A 20442-nucleotide genomic window follows, 5' to 3' on the forward strand; every position below is an offset into this window, starting at 1 on the left:
TTGCCGCGTCCAACGCGGCATCCTTCATCCATCCCATCAAGCGAACGTTTCCGCCTCGCCGAGCGTTTTGCCGGCCTGGTCCTTCGCCGCCAGCAACGGCGTGACGCCTTCCGGTAACGGCCATTTCACGCCCACGCTCGCATCGCTCCACAGCAGGCTGCGTTCGAATTCCGGGTACCAATAATCGGTCGTCTTGTATAGAAACTCGGCCGACTCCGACACCACGACAAAGCCGTGCGCGAAACCTTCCGGAACCCATAGCTGCCGCTTGTTCTCGGCCGACAGCGTAACGCCTGCCCACTTGCCGAAGGTCGGCGACCCCCGACGCATATCGACGGCAACGTCGAATACCTCGCCCGCCACCACCCTTACCAGCTTGCCTTGCGGATGCTGAATCTGGTAATGCAAGCCACGCAGCACATGCTGCGCCGACTTCGAATGATTGTCCTGGACGAACTGCACGTCACGCCCGATCGCCTCGACGAACTCGCGATGATTGAAGCTCTCGTAGAAAAAACCACGCGCATCACCGAACGACTTCGGCTCGATGATCTTGACGTCCGGGATCTCGGTCTGGGTTACGGTGATCGGCATATCAGAATTGCTCCGTCAGCAACGATTTGAGGTACTTGCCATAGGCGTTCTTCATCAACGGCTTGGCCAGCGCTTCGAGTTTGCCGGCGTCGATCCACTTCGCACGGAAGGCGATCTCCTCCGGACACGCGACCACCGTACCTTGCCGCTTCTGCAGCGTTGCGATAAACGCGCCGGCATCCAGCAAGGAGTCGTGCGTGCCCGTATCGAGCCAGGCAAAACCACGTCCCATGATCTGCACGTTCAGCTTGCCGTCGGCCAGGTAACGCGAGTTGACATCGGTGATTTCCAGCTCGCCACGCGGCGATGGTTTGATATCGGCTGCAATATCGCAGACTTGGTTATCGTAGAAATACAAGCCCGTCACCGCATAGTTCGACTTCGGATGCGTCGGCTTCTCTTCGATCGACAGCGCCTTGAATTGCTCGTCGAAAGCGACCACGCCGTAACGTTCCGGGTCGGTCACGCGATAGGCGAAAACCGTCGCGCCGTCGTCCTGCTTATTCGACGCCACCAATTGCTTGACCAGGTCGTGACCGTAGAAGATGTTGTCCCCCAGGATCAGCGCCGATGGGTCGTTGCCGATGAAATCCTTGCCGATGATGAACGCTTGCGCCAGGCCGTCCGGCGATGGCTGCACCGCATATTGCAGGTTCAGCCCCCACTGGCTGCCGTCGCCGAGCATGGACGCGAAACGCGGTGTGTCTTGCGGCGTCGAGATGATCAGGATGTCGCGGATGCCACCGAGCATCAGCGTCGACAACGGATAATAGATCATCGGTTTGTCGTAGACCGGCAGCAACTGCTTCGATACGACGTGCGTGATGGGGTGCAGCCGGGTACCCGAGCCGCCTGCCAGAATGATGCCTTTACGTGCCATCGCGGCCTCCTTGTGGGCGCTGTGTCGCTTCCGCGCGCCGCGTCTTCGATCGCGGCCGCGGTAGGTGTGGGGTTTCGCAGGGTGCTACTGCCTTACATGCGTGCGGGGCAAGGCGCCTTTACCAGACGCCCTGCCGCGATGTCACGACCGGACGGCGTAGTTCGTTTCCACCCAGTTCCGATACTCGCCGGACATCACGTTCTCGACCCACGGTTGATTGTCGAGATACCACCGTACGGTCGCTTCGATACCGGTCTCGAACGTCTGTGCCGGACGCCAGCCCAGCTCACGCTCGATCTTGCGTGCATCAATGGCATAACGGCGATCGTGCCCCGGACGATCCTTGACGAAGGTAACCTGATCCTTATATGAACCCGACGCCTTCGGCTTGATCTTGTCCAGCAACGTGCAGATCGTCTGGACAACATCCAGATTCGTCTTCTCGTTCCAGCCACCCACGTTGTACACCTCGCCCGGCGTGCCTTTCTCCACCACGGCACGGATTGCCGAACAATGATCGCCCACATACAGCCAGTCGCGGATGTTGCTGCCGTCACCGTAGATCGGCAGCGGCTTGCCGGCCAACGCGTTCGCGATGATCAGCGGGATCAGCTTCTCCGGGAACTGATACGGACCATAATTGTTCGAACAGTTCGTCGTCAACACGGGCATGCCGTACGTGTGATGGTAGGCCCGCACCAGATGATCGGAGCCTGCCTTCGAAGCCGAGTAAGGACTGTTCGGCTGGTACGGCGTGGTTTCGGTGAACGCCGGATCCGTCGGGCTTAACGAGCCATAGACTTCGTCGGTGGACACATGCAGGAAGCGGAAATCAGTCTTGGCATCGCCTTCCAGCGTGGACCAGTACGCACGTGCCGCTTCCAGGAGCGTGAACGTCCCGACGACATTGGTCTGAACGAACGCGCCGGGGCCGTGGATCGATCGATCCACGTGGCTTTCCGCAGCAAAATGCACGACCGCGCGCGGCCGGTGTTCGGCGAATAACGTGTCCAGCGCTTCGCGATTCAGGATATCCGTGTGCGAGAACACGTGCGCCGGATTGCCCTGCAGCGACGCCAAGGTCGCCGGATTACCCGCATAGGTCAACGCGTCGACGTTGACGATCGGTTCGCTGGAGGCCTTGAACCAGTCAAGGACGAAATTGGCGCCGATGAAGCCGGCTCCGCCGGTGACGAGAAGCATAGCGAATCCTTAATGTAAGGGCTTTAGGATATTCAAGAAAAAACCACGACCGCGGCGATGTCACGCATCGCACGCATTGCACTTTCAGGGCTCGGTGGCATGGTGCGCGGCAAACAGACAGACATACATGTCTTTCAGAAAAGCGCGTCCACCCAGCCCCGCTTGCTGCTTCGATCGATAGCCACGCGTCAGCACCATCGTGCCAACGCTCGCCAATCGCTGCCAACGCGGTACGGCGGCGCTATAGACTGCGGCGCGACGCGTGAGACTGGCGGACAACCGCCGATAATAGTCGGCGGCACGTTGCGCATTATCGCGCAATTCAGGCACTGTCACGGAGTCGAACACGGCCGCTCGTTGTGCCGAGCATTTGGCCATCAACAGATACTGCGCCTGGCCCGCCGATAATGTCCGCTTCATGTTTTCGCGTCGGTTGCGGGTCGCTGGCGCGCCAACGGTATTGGTCTCATGCTGCCGATAGAGCGCCAGCTTCTGCGGGACCGCAACCAGCCGTCCTAACGCGGTACCCATCGCCCAGGCCCATTCGTCATGTGACATCGTCTCGGTCGGCCAAGTATGGTCGGTGGGGCGCTCGGTCACGTCGAAGGCGGTAAAGACCACGCGACGGACCAGCGCACACATGCCGAATAGCAAGTACCAGGGATCGGGCTGCATCGCCTCGTACGTGCCTTCGTAGGCCCAATGCTTGGCGTTGGCGGCCGGCAACGGTGCCAGCGCCTGATTCACCACCTCCACATTATGCATGGCCACCATGACGGTTGGATCGTCGAACACCGGCGCCATTACCGCCAGCTTGTCCTCGGTCCACACGTCGTCCTGGTCGCAGAACGCGATAACCTCGCCGCGGCACAAGCTGATCGCCTTGAAGAAGTTGCCCCGATAGCCCAGCCGCGCGACATTTTTCTCATAACGCACCTCGAACGGCGCGGTTTCCGCGAACCGCGCGACCACGCCACCGGTCAGATCGTCCGGACTGTCATCGGTGACCACCACCTCGCGTGGCAACATCGTCTGCCGGGCGATGCTTTCAAGCTGCTCGAGAATGTACTGCTCGCCCTTGTACGCGGCCAACGCCACCGAAATGTCGGCGGTCTGCTTTAAGGTGTTCATTGCTTGGTCCATTGCATTCCCCTCAACCGGCGCCTCTTGCACGCCAACCCAGGCGACCCGCGATCTTCGACGTCACCGTGCGCAACCGCTCCTCGACATACCAGGCCCACACCAGCGAAATCACGGTCAACACCACCCCGGTTACCGCCGTCAGCACCAACGAATGCACGGTCAAATCCGCCACCACATAGGACACGATCAACAATGCAATGGCCGGGAGAATCTTCCGTACCATTTCCCAACTGGTTTTTGCCGCCCAGAACAGCAGCATCCCATCAATCAGCACGCGCAGGCTCCATGCAGTCGCGGCACCCGTCAGGCCGAAGTAGTGCGTGAACGCATACAGAATACCGAGGAACGGCAACAACTCGACCACGTGAAAAATCGCGATCACATTCGGCCTGCCCACTGCCTGCAGATAGGTGGACGGGATAAATGCCAGGCTGTTGATCCAGACACCCAACATGATGATCCGACCGATCGGGGCCGACGCCATCGCGAAATCCGGGTTGACCCATACCGACATGAACGGCTCCAGCACGAACAGTCCGAACACGACGCAAGGCGTCATGAACGCCGACAAGGCTTGCGCCGTCTGCACGAAAAAGCGCGCCGAATCCGTCTGCTGCAGCGCCGACATTCGCGGGAAAATCGTTCGTGCGACAACCCCGGGAATGATCCGCAAACGAATCGCCAACGTGTATGGCACGTTGTAATAGGCAACGGATTTCGTGCCGAGCAAACTGCCGATCAGGAAGCGATCAGACGACTCCAGCAGCGGACTGGCCAGGTTGGTCAACGTCACCCACGCGCCATACCCGAACAGTTCACGCCCGAGCTTCATGCTCGGCCGACCGCGCAACCGCAGCGGAAATTGAAAGATGTTCGTGATGAACAACAGCACGATGGCTGTCGACCCGGCAATGATTGTCGCCGGAATCATATAGTTCATCTTGACGCCGAAGGCAAACGACGCCGCCAGCGGCAAGGTCTGGAACAGGAAGGTATTGAACACCTGCACCCCGTTCAACACTCCGAATCGTTCGCGGCCCTCCAGGCAACCGGTCAAGGCACCGCTGATCGTCGTGACCGGCACCGATGCCGCGATCCACGGCATCACCGCCATCACTTCGCTCTTCAACTCCGGGTCTATCTTGAAAAACCGCACCATCAAGGTCTCGCCGAGGATATAAAGGACGACCGCCCCCACCAATCCGAACAGCGTGTTCAACAGCAGGGCCGTCCAGAAGACCGATTCGCGCTCCTTGTCGGTCGCGTCACCCAGCTTCGCGACCTGGTTCGCCGTTGCCCGCGACAAGCCAAAATCAAAGAACCCAAAATAGCCCTGCAACATCCAGACGATAGTCAGCAAGCCATAGCGGGCGCTGCCCACATGGTGCAGATACATTGGGACCGTGATCAACGAGACCGCGATGGGGAGCACGCTTCCCATCAAGTTGTACAGCGAGTTGCGTCTCAGATTCCCTGCCATGCTCTGTATTCTCCGGATGCCCGCGTGCGGCGCACGTCAGTCCTGTTTCCTCATTGCTGCGCCGGGCGCGCGTCCCCATCAGGGGCGTCAGGGGTGCCAGCGATACATCATTACCTTGCTACGCGCGTCTTCCTCGACAAACACCACATACTCGCCGTTCGCCCGCTTCGTCGCGCTGATCCCTTGTGTCAGGTCGACCCAGCCGGAGACGTTCCCCACGTCCGCGCCAGGTCCCATCGTTCCCACTTCCTTGCCGCTGCGCAGATCGAACACATGCACCTTCGCCGTCACCGATTCCGCGGTGAACAGGTAATCGCCCGCCACCGACATCGCGATGGTGGAGACCAGCGGCTTGGCCGCGGGGCTCCACGGCAAGTCGATGGTGAAACGCGCCTTGCGATTTCCTTTCGACCAGTTGTCGTACCGGGCGAACACGGTTCCCGCTTCCTTCCACAACTTCGGATCGGCTGGCTTGTCCGCCGTGTAGCCGGTCACATACAGCGTGTCACCGACGGCGTCGTACTGCACCCGCTGAATCCGCGTGAACGGTGCGGGGACAGCCACGTTCTGCGCGTGATCGTATTGATAGATCGGCGCGCCATGGGCATCCAGGCCGCCGTAGGCATAGCGCCGGACACCATCGGGCCCCATCGCCGCCCAGACGTCCCCTTTTTCGTCGATCCACCATCCGGCACAGCCGGCGCGGTCATTGCCGGGGTCACTCTGATATTCGTCGGCGCTGAAATGCCCGTCACCGTTCGCGTCGCGCCAGATCCAGCCGCCGCTCTTGCCGCCCGAGCCCTTGGCCGGCTGACCCGGTGGCGCACCGTTGTTGGCATGCCCACGGGAAATGACCGTGGCGGGCGTCGCGATGATGCCACCGTCCTGACCCAATCGATACACCGACAATTGCGACGAGTACATGTCCGTCAGCGCGAGGAAGGGCTTACCGCCGAGGCGCACCACTTCCATTGCGGTCATGAACGGATGCTTTGCCTGCAAGCGCGGGTCATCGGTGTACTTGAAACGGTCGACGGTGATGCCGTCGAAGCGCCCTTCCTTCCCGGACGGCCGGTCATAGTCCATCTCGTAACGCCCGGACTGCGTGTAGACGTGCGTCTGATCGTTGGGATCGGCTACCGCCACGTCGGCGAAGGTAAGCCCTTGCACCTGCCAGTTCTGCTTCTGCCACCCATTACCCGATGGCGCATAGCTTTGGAGTTGCGACCCCAGCGTTGCCGCACCGTCCGGTCCCCGGCCGTTCATCGACACATAGAGATTGCCTTTCGCATCAGTCGATACACCGGTCAAACCATTGAACCGCAACGGGCCGGCCTGCCCGGCCGGGGCGGACAGCATGCCGCCCTTCACGCCGACCGGTGCCATCGCCTCATACTTGCCGTCGTCTCCCTTCCCATAGACAAGAATCTGCTGGGCCGGGCCGTTGTCGGCCAACAGCAAGCGATGCTGCTGGTCCACGTGCAGATCCACCGGCTCGACGTCATCGGCCAGCGACGGGATGGTTGGCAACGGTTTCCCGTCGGCAGTGAAATGCAGCACCGTGGGATCACCCAGCACTTCCGGTGTCGGCGATGTCGCGTTCGGCGCTACACCACCCGACTCGCCATCACCTGCCGTCCTTTGTCGTGCCGCCAGCGCCATCATCCGTGGACGGCGCACGTGTGGCGGATTCGAGCCGGTCCACTGCTTGCCAGCCTCGGTGATAACCCAGACACTGTTGTCCGACGGATCAACGGCAATGCGCCCCGGACTATCGACATGCCACTCGCGCTGCTTCGCCATTGTCTCGGCATCCAGCGCGATAATCTTGTTGTCGGTTGCATCCGAGACAAACAGCGTTGATTCCGTTGCGGCAAGACCGGTGACGTTGCCGCTCTGATCCGTCGTCTCGCTGATCAAGGCAAAACTGTTCTGCATTGCGCTGAGCCGATTGCCACGACCAGTGGCAAACGCCGCACCGGTGTTCAATTGCCTTAGCGGACGACGCGTGACGCCGTACCAGAAATGTCCCTTCTGCGGAAAGTTGCCCAGCGTCGGCCCCGACCCCGGACTGCCGATGCCGGCGCCGGTGTAGAGATAGCGGCTGTTTCCGGCAATCGCGATACCGCCCGCATTACCCGATCCATGGGTATGGTCCCCACTCATCACGACGCGGCCATCGCGATAAGCGGTCACCTCTCTGCCACCCTCATCCCAGATCGTATTGGAATAGACCGTGCCATCCGGCGAGACATAGATCGAGGCGATATTGTTTTGCACCCAACCGTCGCGCCCCGGAAACGTATTGCCGATCCACGATGTCTTTACCTTCAACGTCCCGCCCGCGCCATCACCCGCCGCGGATTGCGAAAACGCGTTCGGCATGCCGCTGACCCCGAAGACGGTGGCCAAGGCCATGGACAGCAGGGTAGGCACGACAAAGCGCGTCGTCGACGCGCTCCGGCGAAGCGTGGTCGTGTGTTTCGGTGTCGGCAACGTCATAGACGGTTCTTCTCCATGCAGGCTGGCGCGGTGATTCGACGACGCATCAGCCGGTCGCCGAGTCGCCGGTTTCTTCAAATCCACCACCACGGTGTCACAACACGCAGCGTCTTGCGCAACATGAATTTGTAGCGGTTCTTGCCCGAGTGATATCCCTTCGCGTCGGCGCCGCGTACCCCGATCAATTCCGGGGTCGCACGCAAACGGCACGGTCCCTTGAAGCCGCGGGCATCCAGGCGGCGGCGGACAAGATGCTCGGCCACCACCAACCCATCGGGGCTATCGATCAGTTCGTGATAAACCTGATCAAGATACTGGTCCCAGCCCTGCGGCGTCCAGGCCACGAGATACAGATCCATCCAACCCTTCTTCGGATAGTCGCGATAGTTGCAATAGACCTTGAACTCATTCGGTGCACTGTCGATGATCTGACGCAGATTCGCGACGATATAGCGCCCGGTGATTTTCCATATGGCGGTTTGCGTTGGCGAGGTACCGCGAATGAAGCGTGAATTCTCCATAGCGTACTGGATAAGCTTGAACTCGCCATAGCCGCGGCCATTGGAGGGTGGAAAGTCGTTGCCGAAGAAACTCAGAAACTCGACATTGTCCTGCGCGCCGTGCTCGGCAACCACTTTCTGCAACTCGGTCAAGTCGGACCCCGAGTTCTCGCAGAACACCAGGCGCTCGTTCGACTTCATCTGCGACAAGTAGAACGACAATGCCTTCGCATATTCGCGCAGGCGCGCCTCGGGATCGATGTGCCGCAGGTTGTCGATGCCACGCAGCGGATTGATCGTCGCGGTCAACAACAAGATCTGTTCGTTATGCTTGTCTTTCATCGTCCCAATCCTTTTGCCAATGATGCAAACAGCGATAGCTGCTGCACCGCTATACGCTGCCAAGAGAAACGCTCGCATGTCTGCAGGGCTGCAAGATGGAGACGTTGCCAGAGCGCATCGTCCTCTATAAGCCGGGTGAATGCCGCCACGAGCTGCGCCGTGTTACGCGCCTCCACCAGCAAGCCATTCCGTTCATCGGAGATGTATTCGGTAGGCCCCGGTATTCGCGAGCAGACCGGCACCAGACCACTTGCCATTGCCTCCACGCCCACGAGGGAAAAGCCCTCGCTGATCGACGTCAGTCCCAGAATGCCATAACCATCCAATAACTCCGGCAACGCATGATTCTGATACCTCGGGATAACCGCTATTCGCGCATGAAGGGCAGCGGGGTAATCTTTCAGTATGCCGTCGATGCCGGTCTTGTCACCGGTGCCGATAAAAGCAATACGTATGTCTGGATAACGTTGCATCACCTGCAAGGTTGCCGCTTTGAAATACGTGATGCCTTTACGAAAAATATTACTGCCGATGAAGGCGATATGGCGCGGTGCCACGTCCTTCATTGCCGGATCGGTGGACGACGCGGCGCTATCCACGTGCATGGCGGTCGAAGTTACCGCCGCTTTCGTCTGCAATGCGGTAAGCGTTGCAGCGGCGCGTTGCACGAACACCGTGTCCACGCCATTTTCCACCAGAATCGCACGGTCGCGCCGCACGCCCAGTTTCGTGACGGCATACTCGCGATCGGCCTGATTCAGAAACAGCCCCGCATCCGCATGACGGAACGACATCGCGACTTCCCATAAGCGATATCCTCCATGATAGATAGGATACTTCCAGGATTTTTTCTGTTCGCCCTTTTTACAATTTTCAACAAATTGCTCGTGTACCACATGCTCCAGACCGTGACTGCGCGTGACGCTGACGGTGTGTTTGCGCCAGCCGAAACGCTTCAGCATATTGACGATCCAGCCATCACCGGACGAGAGGTCCAGCACCTCGTATTCCGGATGCCGCATCACATGAAACAGGACATGCCAGGGAAATAAAATCGCACCGAATCGCGAAGCATGTTTTCCCAGGCTATCGAACGTGAAGAGGTCGACCTCGTGACCTTGTTCGCGAAACGCCTCCGCGAGCTTCCAGGTGACGCCGGCAGCACCCGCATGCTTGTCCAGCGTGTGATGGATCGACATCAGGATTTTCATACCAATGCATCCGACGGATGGCTGGTCGCGGATCTACCGCCCCCTCCACCGTGGTTCGGCTCCTGTCCCGCAATCAATGATGCTTCCTTCGAGACGGATGCCCGCGTCGACGCCGCGTCGATCTCCGGCGCGTCCGGTGTCGAGGTTGCCGCGCGCATCATGGCGCTGCCCTCGGGAGCGCCATGGCCCTGCACGGCGGAACGTTGCAACACCACCGGCACACCCTGGCGTAATGCCGTGGCCGCCGCGCGCCGTGCGGCCCAGGCCTCTTCCACCGCGGCAGTGAACTGCGTACGGAAGGCATCGTTCGAGAACCGCAACGCGTTGTCGCGGCACACGTTCGGATCGAATCGTTCTCGATTGGTCTCGAAACGCTCGACCGCGGCCACGATGCTTTCGACCGATTGCTCATCGAAGAACACGCCGGTAGGCAATCGTGGCGCGGGCGCATCCAGATCGACCACGGTCTCCAACGCGCCGCCCTTGCCGAAAGCGATCACGGGCGTGCCTGACGCCTGCGCTTCCACCGGCGTGATACCAAAGTCCTCTTCCGCCGCGAAGACAAATGCTTGCGCACTGCCCATCTGACGCTTTAATTCGCTAAACGGTTGATATCCCATGACTTCGACATTCGGTCCGGCCTGTGCCCGTATTTTTTCGAGATCGGGACCATCACCAATGACTTTCAGCTTGCGTTGCGGCATCGCCGAGAATGCAGCGACGATCAGATCCATCTTCTTGTACGGGACCATTCGCGACGCCGTCAGGTAGAACGGTTCCTTGTCCGTCTGCAGCGAGAATGCATCGACATCGACAGGGGGATAAAGCACGTCGGCTTCTCGGCGATACACTTTCCAGATACGCCGGCGAATGAAATCGGAGTTGCAGAGGAAGTAGTCGACGCCATTGGCGGTACGGACATCCCAGTTGCGCATGTAGTGCAGGATTGCACGCGCGATCCAGCCGCTCTTCTTTTTATCGAGTCCACTCTCGCGCAGGTATTGATGCTGCAGATCCCACGCATAGCGAATCGGCGAATGCACATAGCTCAGGTGCACCTGATCCGGCCCGGTGATGACGCCTTTGGCAACCGCATAGCTGCTCGATACGATGACATCGTACGAGGACAGATCCAATTGCTCGATGGCAAGGGGCATCAACGGCAGGTATGCGCGGTACTTCGACTTCGACATCGGTAGATTCTGCACGAATGTCGTGGTCGCACGTTTTCCCTTGAGGAAACCGCGCTTCTCGTCGTCAAGGTGATCGACGGTACTGAAAATATCGGCGTCCGGAAAGCAGTTGATCATCTGCTCCAGCACTTTCTCGGCGCCGGCATATACCACCAGCCAGTCATGAATGATCGCGATCTTCAACGCGGCACCTCCGGCTGTTGCGTCGCATGAGGCGGATTGGTCGGCCCCGATACGTTGTCGCGCATCGCATCGGCCGCGCCCTGGCGCGTCGCGCGGAAGCGCGTCATGATGTGCTTGTCTCCACGCAGCCACTGCCGCACCAGTTGAACATATCCAGGCACGTCACGCGTGCCTACCAGGCGATACCACTGGCACACTTGCGGTCCACGGGGGCCGAAATGATCTAGCATGATCCGATGCAGGTTGTACGCCGCATTGGTCAACGCGACAACGCTGGGGGCGTTCCGTCCGTCTTCATCGAAGCGTTCGGCCGGGTAGTGATTGACTTGTACCTGCGGATCGTAAATCAGCTTCCATCCGGCGCGACGCACCGCCAGGCTCATCGCGAGGTCGTTATGCACCTGCGCGCCAGTGCCACGCAGACGACGGTCGAAACCGATCTCCTTGATGATCGCGGTGCGATAACTCATATTCGCGCCTTTGAGCACGTCCACCTCGCGTGCGGCACCGGCACCCAAATGATGATTGCCGATCACGCGTCCGGTGGGCTCCACCACCCCCACGCGCTCACGCGTACCGGTCATCGGCTGGCCTCGATGGTGGACCCAATCCCGTCCGCCCACCCCCCCGACCTTCGAATCCGCGGTGAAATGCCCGACAATGCGCGCAATCCAATCAGGATGCGGGGTAGCATCGTCGTCGGTGATGCAGGTGATGTCGAACTGGCTGGCTGCAAGACCGGCATTCAGCGCCGCTACCTGGCCTCCCACGTGCACATCGACGATGCGCAACGGGAAGGACTCGGGGAATGCGGTGCGGGCCACTGCATCTCGGGTCTCGTGATCGTCGGTACGCGCTACCACGAGCACCTCGTCCGCCGGTCGTTGTTGTGCCTGTAAAGCATTCAGGCACTTCAACAGGTCTGCCGGACGGCGATAACTGGGAACTAGGACCGTGACTTTCATAAAGGGTTCTCTCATTCTTGCGCGGACGCCGTTGCCGGCGTGCACCGCTTACGCAGCCGCGCGTTCATATACTTCGCGCGTGCGCCGGGCAATCACTTGTACGTCGAAATGCGTACGGGCATAGGTACGACATGCTTCACTGTCCGGAAGCGTCATTCGACCGCTCATCACATCGTCGATGGCCGTGGCGATGGCGCTGCTTCCGGTGGATGGCAGAACGAGATCCGGGGACAAACCACTGACCGCATCGGGCAATCCCCCCACGGGCGTTACCATTACCGGTGTACCGCACGCCAGGGACTCGATGGTGATGAGGCCGAAGCCCTCCAGCGCCACGGTCGGCACGATGCTCAAATTCGCCGATTGATACACCAGCGGCAGATCTGCATCGGGCACATAGCCGAGCAGTTTCAATTGTGCGCCGATCCCTTTCGACTCCGCCCGCGCCTTCAGTTCGTCGGACAAGGGACCCTTGCCGGCAATCACCAGCAACAGGTCGGGCCATTTCTCCCGCAATTGCGCCACGGCATCGACGAGATCCTCCAGCCCCATGCGCCGGACCAGGCGCCGGACCGCGACGATGATCGGACGATCGGTCGGCAGCCCCAGCTTCTCGCGCGCCTGCCGCTGCGTCAGTCCCGTTTCGTACGACTGCGTATGGATGCAACCCGGCACGATTTCGATCTTGTCGCGCGCCATCCCGTACTGTTCCTCCAACACCTTCGCAAACGCCCGCGACAGCACGATCTGCCGTTGCGTGCGCTTGTAGACGGATTTTTCGAGATGCGCCTTGATGCCGTGCGTCAGGCCGGTCGGGTTTTCGAAGCCACTTTCGCTGGCCCAGGGGCCGTGAAAGTGCATCACCGTGGGCGTGTCCGCCAGCGCCTTCATGCCAGGCATCGCATACAACGCAAAATGGATAGCAACGTTATCCGGCTTGAATGCCCGTACTTCCTCACGAATGGCGGTACGGCTCGCAAGCAGACGTCGCGCCAGCGACTCGTCCTTACCGGCGAAGCTGCGAACACGGCCACCGGTATCGCGTTCCGCCTGGCCATTGCCGGCCACTAGGCCATGCACGGTGACTCCCGCGTCCGGCAGGGCGTTGAACAACGTGTAGTACATGCGATCCAGGCCACCCGGTCTTTCCGGGAACCAGTGCATGCCAAGTTGAAGTGATTTCATCTGGACTCTCGATTCGTTACACGTCAGCCTTGGGTCAAGACCGACCGTTCAGTCCACGAATTCAGCCAGCCGTGGCCCCTACGGGGACGTACCCGCTCACACGGACACTGGTTGATTCGCCTGCTTGCAATCGCTACTCAGCGAGCGGGCTGAGGCTCGCCGCGCTGCTTCTCCGCCAGCGTGCGTTCATAGACGGCCAAATAGCGCTCGGCCATCGCCTGCCAGGAATTTCGCTTGACGGCTTCACGGCCTCTCACCCGCATGGCTTCGCGCAGCGACGGGTCGGCTTGTATCGTCTTCACTGCCCGAACCATGCCGTCGACGTCGTCGGGGTCCTGCAGTACCACGCCGGCATTGCCGAGCAATTCCGATGCACCGGCACGCGCCGAGGCGATCACCGGCAGGCCCGCGGCCATCGCCTCTGGAATCACCAACGCCCATGGGTCATAGCGCGACGGAAAGACAAACGCGTCACAGGAGGCCATCAACTGCGGCGTGGCCTTTACATGACCCAGGAAGTGGACACGATCGGCGATGCCGAGATCCTGCGCCATCTTCGGATGCACGCTGCCCCGCGCCTCTCCGCCCACCGCGAGTTCGATCTCCGGTGGCAGTTTCGCCAACGCCTTCAGCACCGTATCCAGGTTCTTGCGTGAATTCCGGATATCGCCGACAAACAGCAGCAGAAACTTGTCCTCCGGCAGCTTGAACCGGGCGCGGTCACGTGGCACGTCCGTAAAGCTCTCCACCGATGCGCCATTGAAGATCACATCCGCGCCCCCTTCGATACCGGCCTGCTTCAACTCATCGCCAACGCGCTTCGACACGGCGATGATCGTCCGTGCACGTTTCAATGCAACCCGTTCGAGGCACATGTTCAAGCGCGTATAGAAATACTGATAGGCCGAGCGCAGGCCACCGAATGGTGAAAACGGATAGAAGCCGCTGCGATACCAGCCGCGATGCACGAAGTGCACCGCGTTGACATCCGCGGCGGCCCACGTGATGAAGCCATTCACGTGCAGGATATCGAATTCACCTCGGTGCTTTCGGATGGCCTGCAAGCTGCGCCACGCGAACACCTGGTAGCGCAACATATAGGTCGGTAATGTGCCGTAGTCGATCTTGATCCAGGTCAGGTTCGGATGATCCGCGAAATCGGTCTTCAATTCCGCGGCGAACAGCAACACCTTCCAGCCGCGTGCCAGCGCGGCCCGGATCACTTCGAGGTTCACGCGCCCCTGTCCGTCGTTTTCCCGGATGACATGCTGGACGACCGCTAATCTCATATCGCCCCCTTTTTCCCGATAATGCGTTGATGCACACCGCCGATTGGTCGTGAACCGCGATTGACGATCACCCCGGTACCGGTACGCCGCACCGGTTCTGCGGGCGGCGTCGGTTCGCTACGCCGCGTCGTAACCGCGCGCGGTGCCGGGTTAGCAGAAGGCGGTGGCGCCGCGCGCTCCGCCGAAGCACCCGTGCGACGGCTTGCGTCGGGCGTTGGCGTACCGCCTTGGACGCCAACCTGCGGCAATGCCCGACGACGCTCGTAATACCGTGCCGCCATCAGCGGGATCGTCACGCCTGTCATGTACAACAGGCCGTCCAACGCAACCAGTGTATTAACGAAGACGAGCTGCGCCAACACGCCGATGGCAATCGCGTACCACACCATCACGAAACGGTCTTGCCGATACTTGATGGCGAGCCGCGTGGCCCGCGCCAGCGAACTGAACAGGCCGATCAGGAACAGCAACACACCGGGCCAACCCAGCGTGTAGGGCAACTCCATCACGCCGCTGTCGAACGATGCGGTCAGCGCGGCATTCCCATCACTGCCGCCGCTCAGCCGGGCGCCGGTGCCCACCGCGCCCATTCCTTGTCCGGCCACGTCGCCGAGCGCCGTGGAAAGAAAACTCGAATAAAACTGTGTCCGGGCCTCAAAGCTGTTGTCGCTGCTGATGTCGCCGACGGTGTTCACCCGCTTGCTCAACTGATCGGAAACCAGACTACTGGTGAAGACCGGAACCGACAACATCGCCACGATCAGTACACCGAAAATCACGCGAATCTTGGTCTTTGCGTCGAGCACCGTCAGCAACAGCAGGATCGACAACACCATGCCCCCCCAGGCCGAGCGCACCAGTGTCAAACCCAGGCAAATCACGCCAAGCGACGCGGTCAGCCAGCGCCACTTGTAGCCGGGCACCAGTGACAGCAACAATCCCGCCGAGATCATGCCGGCGAATGGGCCGGTCGAATTCAACGGTCCGAACATCCGTGACGCGAACGGCGCCGGATCGCCCAGCGAACTGGTCAGACCGGACAATGTCATCCACAGCGCATCCCATGGCGGCATGATCGCGTACTGGATCACGCCGTAGATACCCATGAAGATCGTGCCCGATAACCATGTACGCATCATCATCCGCTGGAACTGCGGAAAACGTTCGGATAACGAATACGCGTGCAAGGCCATCAAGATGGGATATAGCCATCCTGAAAAAGCATACGTCGCCGAAAATAAACCATTGGTGACAATACCCACCAGGAAACTGTAAATCGTGCCGGCGAGCATCAGTAAATACGGCAAGCCGCTCTTCGTACCCAGGAAACGACCGTGCCGCATCAGGCTAAACAGTGACAGCATCGCCACCGCCAGCGGCGCGACCTGGATCGGACTGGTGGGATTGAAGGTGCCATGGAAGAAGTCGGTCAATCGGCGTATTTCGGACGAGACGAACCACAACCACAAGGAATAACCGATGTAGTAGACCGGATAGCGCTTCAGAAACCAGGCGCCTATCCCCACCGACATCACGGGAAAGGCGAATTCGAGCAGCGTTCCCTGATGCGCGACGATCAGCAACAGCGTGATGACGATCTGCGCGACCGGGAGCGCCCAGAACTCCTTCGAACTGGTGCGGCGCGCGCCCCCCTGCCGCGTGACAGTGCCGGCCGCTTGCGCGGAACCGGCCGCGGGGCGCGGAGGCAGGGAGGAGGGAGAACTGAGCGAACTCATCGGCGCACTCAATGCGATTCGCTATCGTACTGATAGACGTAGTGGTAATTGCCGCCGCCGTACTTGCCGTACTTTGCAACGCGGCTCGGGATCGCATTGAAGATGGCGCCCACGACACGGCCACCGGACTGCGTCAGCTTCTTGATGGAACCGGACACCTCGCGCTCGGCATGCATGCCATGGCGGAACACGAGGAAGGAACTGCCGGCAAAGCTGCCGATGATCGTGGCATCGGTCACCGCCAGCACCGGTGGCGTGTCGATAATGACGATATCGTATGCGTTGCTCAACGTCTCAAAAACATTGCGCGTTTCCGGCGACATCAGCAACTCGGCAGGGTTGTCCGGAATCGCACCTGTCCAGATCGTGCTCAGGCCGGCGATATCGGTCTGGTTCACGACCTGCTCGACCGGCAGCGTCCCTGTCAACGCTTCGGACAAACCTGGGAAGCGAGGCTGATTGAAGTACTCGTTCAAATGACCACGGCGCATGTCGGCGTCCACCAGCAGCACGCGCTTGCCGGCTTCGGCAAGTAGCGTTGCGATGTTGACCGAGACAAAGCTCTTGCCGGTACCCGGCACGGGACCCGACATCGCCAGCAAGTTGTTCGGCGCATCGGCGAGCGCGAACTGCAACGAGGTGCGGAAGCTGCGCAACGATTCCACCGACGGATCCTTCGGCAGCGACTTCGCCAGAATCGCGCGGCGGCCGTCGCGAGCGCGCTTGTAGCTCTCGTCCCAGCGCACCTGCACCGCGTTCAGGGGCACTGCACCCATGACCGGCAATCCCATCGACCGTTCGATGACATCCGGATCCTCGATACCGCTAGACATCTGCTTGCGACCGAATACGAGCAAGGCCCCCAGAATGATCCCGAGGAACACCGATGCGGCAACAATCATCCCCTTCTTCGGTTTGATCGGCGTTGCCGGAGGCATGGCGCGATCCAGTATCCGCACATTCCCCGTCGTACCCGCGCGCTGGATCTGCAATTCCTGAACGCGGTTCAACAGCAGCACATAAATGTCTTCTGAAACCTTCGCATCCCGTTGCAGGCTCAATGCATTGGCCTCATCGATCGGCATGCTCTTGAAGCGCTCCTGGAACTTGTCGCGTGCCGCGGTGATCTGCGCGATCTGTTCCTCGATCGACTTTACGACCGGATGTTCGCGCGTGTAGCGCTGCAACAGGTCGGCTTCCTGCAACTTCAGCGTGTCGATCTGGCGTTCATAGTCGATCGCCCCCTGCAAGTAGACATTCGCTTCCTCGGACGGCTTGAACGTACCCGACTTTTGCTGGAAGGCGCTCAACCGCTGCTCGGCCGCCTGCAGCTCTGCCTTGCGGCCCGGCAGTTCTTCGTTCAGGAAGTTCAGCATCAGGCTGGCATCTTCCTGCTTGCGCTGTATGTGCTGCTTCAGGTACGAGTCCGCCACGGCGTTCGTCAGTGCCGTGATACGGTCCGGACTGGCACCGGTCATCGAAATCTGAATGACGCCGGTTTGCTTGCCTTGCTCCGCAACCGCCACACCGGCACCAAATCCCTCGATCGTTTCCAGTTCGTTCTGGCGCGTCACGGTGAAACGGCAACCCGGATTCGCAACCAGTTGCTTGATCAACATCGTTACGCCATTGCCATGCGCCGTCTGACCGACCGCGCCTTTCAGCAACAGATTGCCATTCGGGTCCCGCAGTTCATACGTATCGTTCTCACCCACCGTCAGCAACAGCGGCACGTTCTCCAGCTGCTGCGGCACCGTGATGTCATCGATGTCGACACTCTCACCGCCCCAGGCATACCCTTTCAGGCCGAACCAGGGACGCGACAGATGGCCTTTCCCGCCAAGCAGGTGCGCCAGCGAGCCGAGCACCGGGAACGTCTTTGGTTCAACGCCGAATTGCATCTTGAACTGATGCACGACCGGCCCGAGCACGTCACGGCTCTCGATCACCTGTATCTCGGCCGCCGTCGGCAGCGTCGTGCCGGACAGGCTGCTCAGGGCATTGGCTTGCTGCGCGAGCGGCGACGAGGTGTTGTCCGGTTGCTCGACCTGCACCAGGGCGTCCACCGAATAGATCGGCGTGGCGATCTCGACATAGACCAAGGCCGCGACGACGACAACGACGGTGATGCCAACGATCCACCAAATCTGCTCGATGAACAGACGGATCAGGTCTCCTAGTACGAGACCCTCCTGCTCGCCACCCTGGGCCGTCGGCCCGACATTATTAGCTGGGGTATTCAAATTCTCTCTGCCGGTCGATTCAACATTCCGCCCGTCCTGCATTGCAACGGGCCCCGAAGCGCGCATTCTCCAGCCGGTGGCAAGAAAATGCGCGAGGCATGATATGGGCATTACGCAAAGTAGTGCCACGGAACCGGCACCGAAACCACTGGTGCCAGTCTGCCAGACATTACTTCGACAACTGCTTCAGGTAGAACAGTGACGACAAGGTCGGCGTCACGAGACTCAAGACGCGGTTGAAACGTACGCCCTTCGCCGTGCCCACATAGACAACGTCCAGCGGATCCATCTGGAACTGCGACGCCAGCAACAACGAACCCGGCTGCGTCATGTCCAACTGGTAGATCTGCGGCTCGGTCGGGTTGTCCCGGCCGCCGCGGAACACGAACACCTCGCGCACGTTGGCCGCGGTATTGTCCACGCCCTGAGCGCCGGTGACGGCGTCGGCCAATGTCAGGCGTCCTTTGTTCATATACAGCGTTGTCGGTTTGATGACTTCACCAAGCACGAAGACGCGACTGTCGATCTGGTCCGGCACGTTCAATACATCACCGCCTTGCAACAGCACGTTCTGGGACACATCGCCCTTGTCGAGCAGTGCATAGGCGTTGATGATCGTCGTCTTGCCGTCACGAATCAACCGCACGCGTTGCAAGTCGCCCGTGTCGCTGGCACCGCCGGAACGCGCGATGGCGTCGGCCAACGTCAATGGACGGTCAGTGATCGGCAGCGTGCCGTTGGCCTTGAACTGGCCTGTCAACTGCACTTGCTGGCTGCGGTACGCCAGAATGCGGACAGTCACCTGCGGATGATTGATATAGCGCGACAGCGCGCCTTCCAGCGCTCTCTGTACCTGGTCGGTGGTCTTGTCACCTACCATCACCGTGCCCGCGTAAGGGAAGAAGATCGTGCCGTTCGGCTGCACGGTATAGCCGGTCGGATCGTTCTGCATGCCGCCACTCGCCGTTTGCGAGAACGGTGTCGCCAAGCTCGTGCCCCCGGTCGGACTGCTCATCGTCGAACCCAGCGAGCTACCGCCGGACATCGACAATTCAGGGTGATCCCAGACCGTGACCGCCAGAATGTCCTGTGGCTCGATTTTATATTCGTAATGCTTGGGCACGCCGACGGGAACACCCAACGTCGCATCAGCGGCCTTTGCCGCCTGTTTCTGTGCCAGTCCTTGCCGCAATACCACTTCAGGAGTGATGGGCTGCACCAGATAGGACTCGTCTTCCGTGTTGACGACGTTCGCCTTCGTCATGCTGGACGTGTCCAGGTAGCTACCTGGCGCCCACATGCAGCCACCTAACGTAGCCATTCCGAGACAAGAAATAAGCACTGCGCGACTTAGCATATTTTTTTGATCCAGTTTTCGACTGACTGCTCCACAAGTTCGGCACTGCCGCGATATACCGACTCTGCTTGTCTGTACGGGTCGTAGATTTCAACGTTGAGCCACTTGCCCAGCAAGTGCACCTTCCCACGGGAGGAGGGGTCCAGATCTGACACTTCCCGAATCTGCCGCTCTTCCATCACGAGCACCAATTGGGCGTCCTGCACCATTTCCGTGGTAATGCGGCGTGAGCGGTGCGCGCTCACATCGATGTCTCGCTCGGCGAGCAAGCGGGCCACCACGTGATCGGCCTCCTGGCCATCACGGGCATGCAGCCCCGCCGAATGCACGACGATCCCTCGCGTCCGGACCTGCTCGCTCGCTTGAAAGAGCGCCTCCGCCATGGGGCTTCGGCAAATGTTCGCATGGCAAACGATCAGTATCTTATTAAACATCG

The 20442-nt window shown here is 60.2% G+C and carries 15 protein-coding genes and 1 pseudogene; all 16 read right to left on the minus strand.

Annotation, left to right across the window (positions count from 1 at the left end; translation table 11 throughout):
• Positions 1-36: 36 nt before the first annotated feature.
• A complete protein-coding gene (gene rfbC / locus WM40_RS04870; protein WP_046152280.1) occupies positions 37-594 on the minus strand; it encodes a dTDP-4-dehydrorhamnose 3,5-epimerase in 558 nt (185 codons plus the stop codon).
• 1 nt (position 595) lies between these two features.
• Positions 596-1474 carry a glucose-1-phosphate thymidylyltransferase RfbA gene (gene rfbA / locus WM40_RS04875; protein WP_024903604.1) on the minus strand — a complete coding sequence of 293 codons (879 nt, stop codon included), beginning with the start codon at positions 1472-1474 and terminating at the stop codon, positions 596-598.
• Positions 1475-1615: 141 nt separating this feature from the next.
• Positions 1616-2677, minus strand: coding sequence for a dTDP-glucose 4,6-dehydratase (gene rfbB / locus WM40_RS04880; protein ID WP_024903605.1), 1062 nt, complete (start codon positions 2675-2677; stop codon positions 1616-1618).
• A gap of 84 nt (positions 2678-2761) precedes the next feature.
• Positions 2762-3808: a glycosyltransferase gene (locus tag WM40_RS27680; protein WP_157685711.1), complete on the minus strand. Its 1047-nt coding sequence runs from the start codon at positions 3806-3808 to the stop codon at positions 2762-2764.
• Between the two features lie 22 nt (positions 3809-3830).
• Positions 3831-5300, minus strand: a complete 1470-nt coding sequence (locus WM40_RS04890) for a flippase (protein WP_052738169.1) — start codon at positions 5298-5300, stop codon at positions 3831-3833.
• A gap of 87 nt (positions 5301-5387) precedes the next feature.
• A complete protein-coding gene (locus tag WM40_RS04895) occupies positions 5388-7802 on the minus strand; it encodes an NHL repeat-containing protein (RefSeq protein WP_052738170.1) in 2415 nt (804 codons plus the stop codon).
• Between the two features lie 74 nt (positions 7803-7876).
• Entirely contained in the window at positions 7877-8644 is a 768-nt protein-coding gene (locus tag WM40_RS04900) for a hypothetical protein (RefSeq protein ID WP_024903609.1), read from the minus strand.
• A complete protein-coding gene (locus WM40_RS04905) occupies positions 8641-9855 on the minus strand; it encodes a glycosyltransferase family 4 protein (RefSeq protein ID WP_046152281.1) in 1215 nt (404 codons plus the stop codon). Before WM40_RS04905 ends, WM40_RS04900 begins: the two co-directional genes overlap by 4 nt.
• 185 nt (positions 9856-10040) lie before the next feature.
• A pseudogene (locus WM40_RS04910) lies at positions 10041-11234 on the minus strand (glycosyltransferase family 4 protein); the annotation flags it as partial.
• Positions 11228-12196: a glycosyltransferase family 2 protein gene (locus WM40_RS04915; RefSeq protein ID WP_024903612.1), complete on the minus strand. Its 969-nt coding sequence runs from the start codon at positions 12194-12196 to the stop codon at positions 11228-11230. The gene WM40_RS04915 and the pseudogene WM40_RS04910, both read right to left, overlap by 7 nt.
• Positions 12197-12244: 48 nt before the next feature.
• The gene (locus tag WM40_RS04920; protein ID WP_046152282.1) at positions 12245-13381 is read right to left on the minus strand and encodes a glycosyltransferase family 4 protein; all 1137 of its coding nucleotides are present in this window, start codon (positions 13379-13381) and stop codon (positions 12245-12247) included.
• Between the two features lie 137 nt (positions 13382-13518).
• Positions 13519-14670, minus strand: a complete 1152-nt coding sequence (locus WM40_RS04925) for a glycosyltransferase family 4 protein (RefSeq protein ID WP_024903614.1) — start codon at positions 14668-14670, stop codon at positions 13519-13521.
• Positions 14667-16406: a hypothetical protein gene (locus WM40_RS04930; protein WP_024903615.1), complete on the minus strand. Its 1740-nt coding sequence runs from the start codon at positions 16404-16406 to the stop codon at positions 14667-14669. The genes WM40_RS04925 and WM40_RS04930 overlap by 4 nt, the downstream gene beginning before the upstream one ends.
• Positions 16407-16414: 8 nt before the next feature.
• On the minus strand, positions 16415-18649 hold the full coding sequence (locus tag WM40_RS04935) for a polysaccharide biosynthesis tyrosine autokinase (RefSeq protein ID WP_046152340.1): 2235 nt from the start codon (positions 18647-18649) through the stop codon (positions 16415-16417).
• A 169-nt stretch (positions 18650-18818) separates the two neighbouring features.
• Positions 18819-20006: a polysaccharide biosynthesis/export family protein gene (locus WM40_RS04940; RefSeq protein WP_024903617.1), complete on the minus strand. Its 1188-nt coding sequence runs from the start codon at positions 20004-20006 to the stop codon at positions 18819-18821.
• Positions 20000-20440: a low molecular weight protein-tyrosine-phosphatase gene (locus tag WM40_RS04945; RefSeq protein ID WP_024903618.1), complete on the minus strand. Its 441-nt coding sequence runs from the start codon at positions 20438-20440 to the stop codon at positions 20000-20002. The genes WM40_RS04940 and WM40_RS04945 overlap by 7 nt, the downstream gene beginning before the upstream one ends.
• Between the last annotated feature and the right edge of the window lie 2 nt (positions 20441-20442).

Origin of the sequence: Robbsia andropogonis, from assembly GCF_000970345.1 — a bacterium.
GTDB lineage: Bacteria > Pseudomonadota > Gammaproteobacteria > Burkholderiales > Burkholderiaceae > Robbsia > Robbsia andropogonis.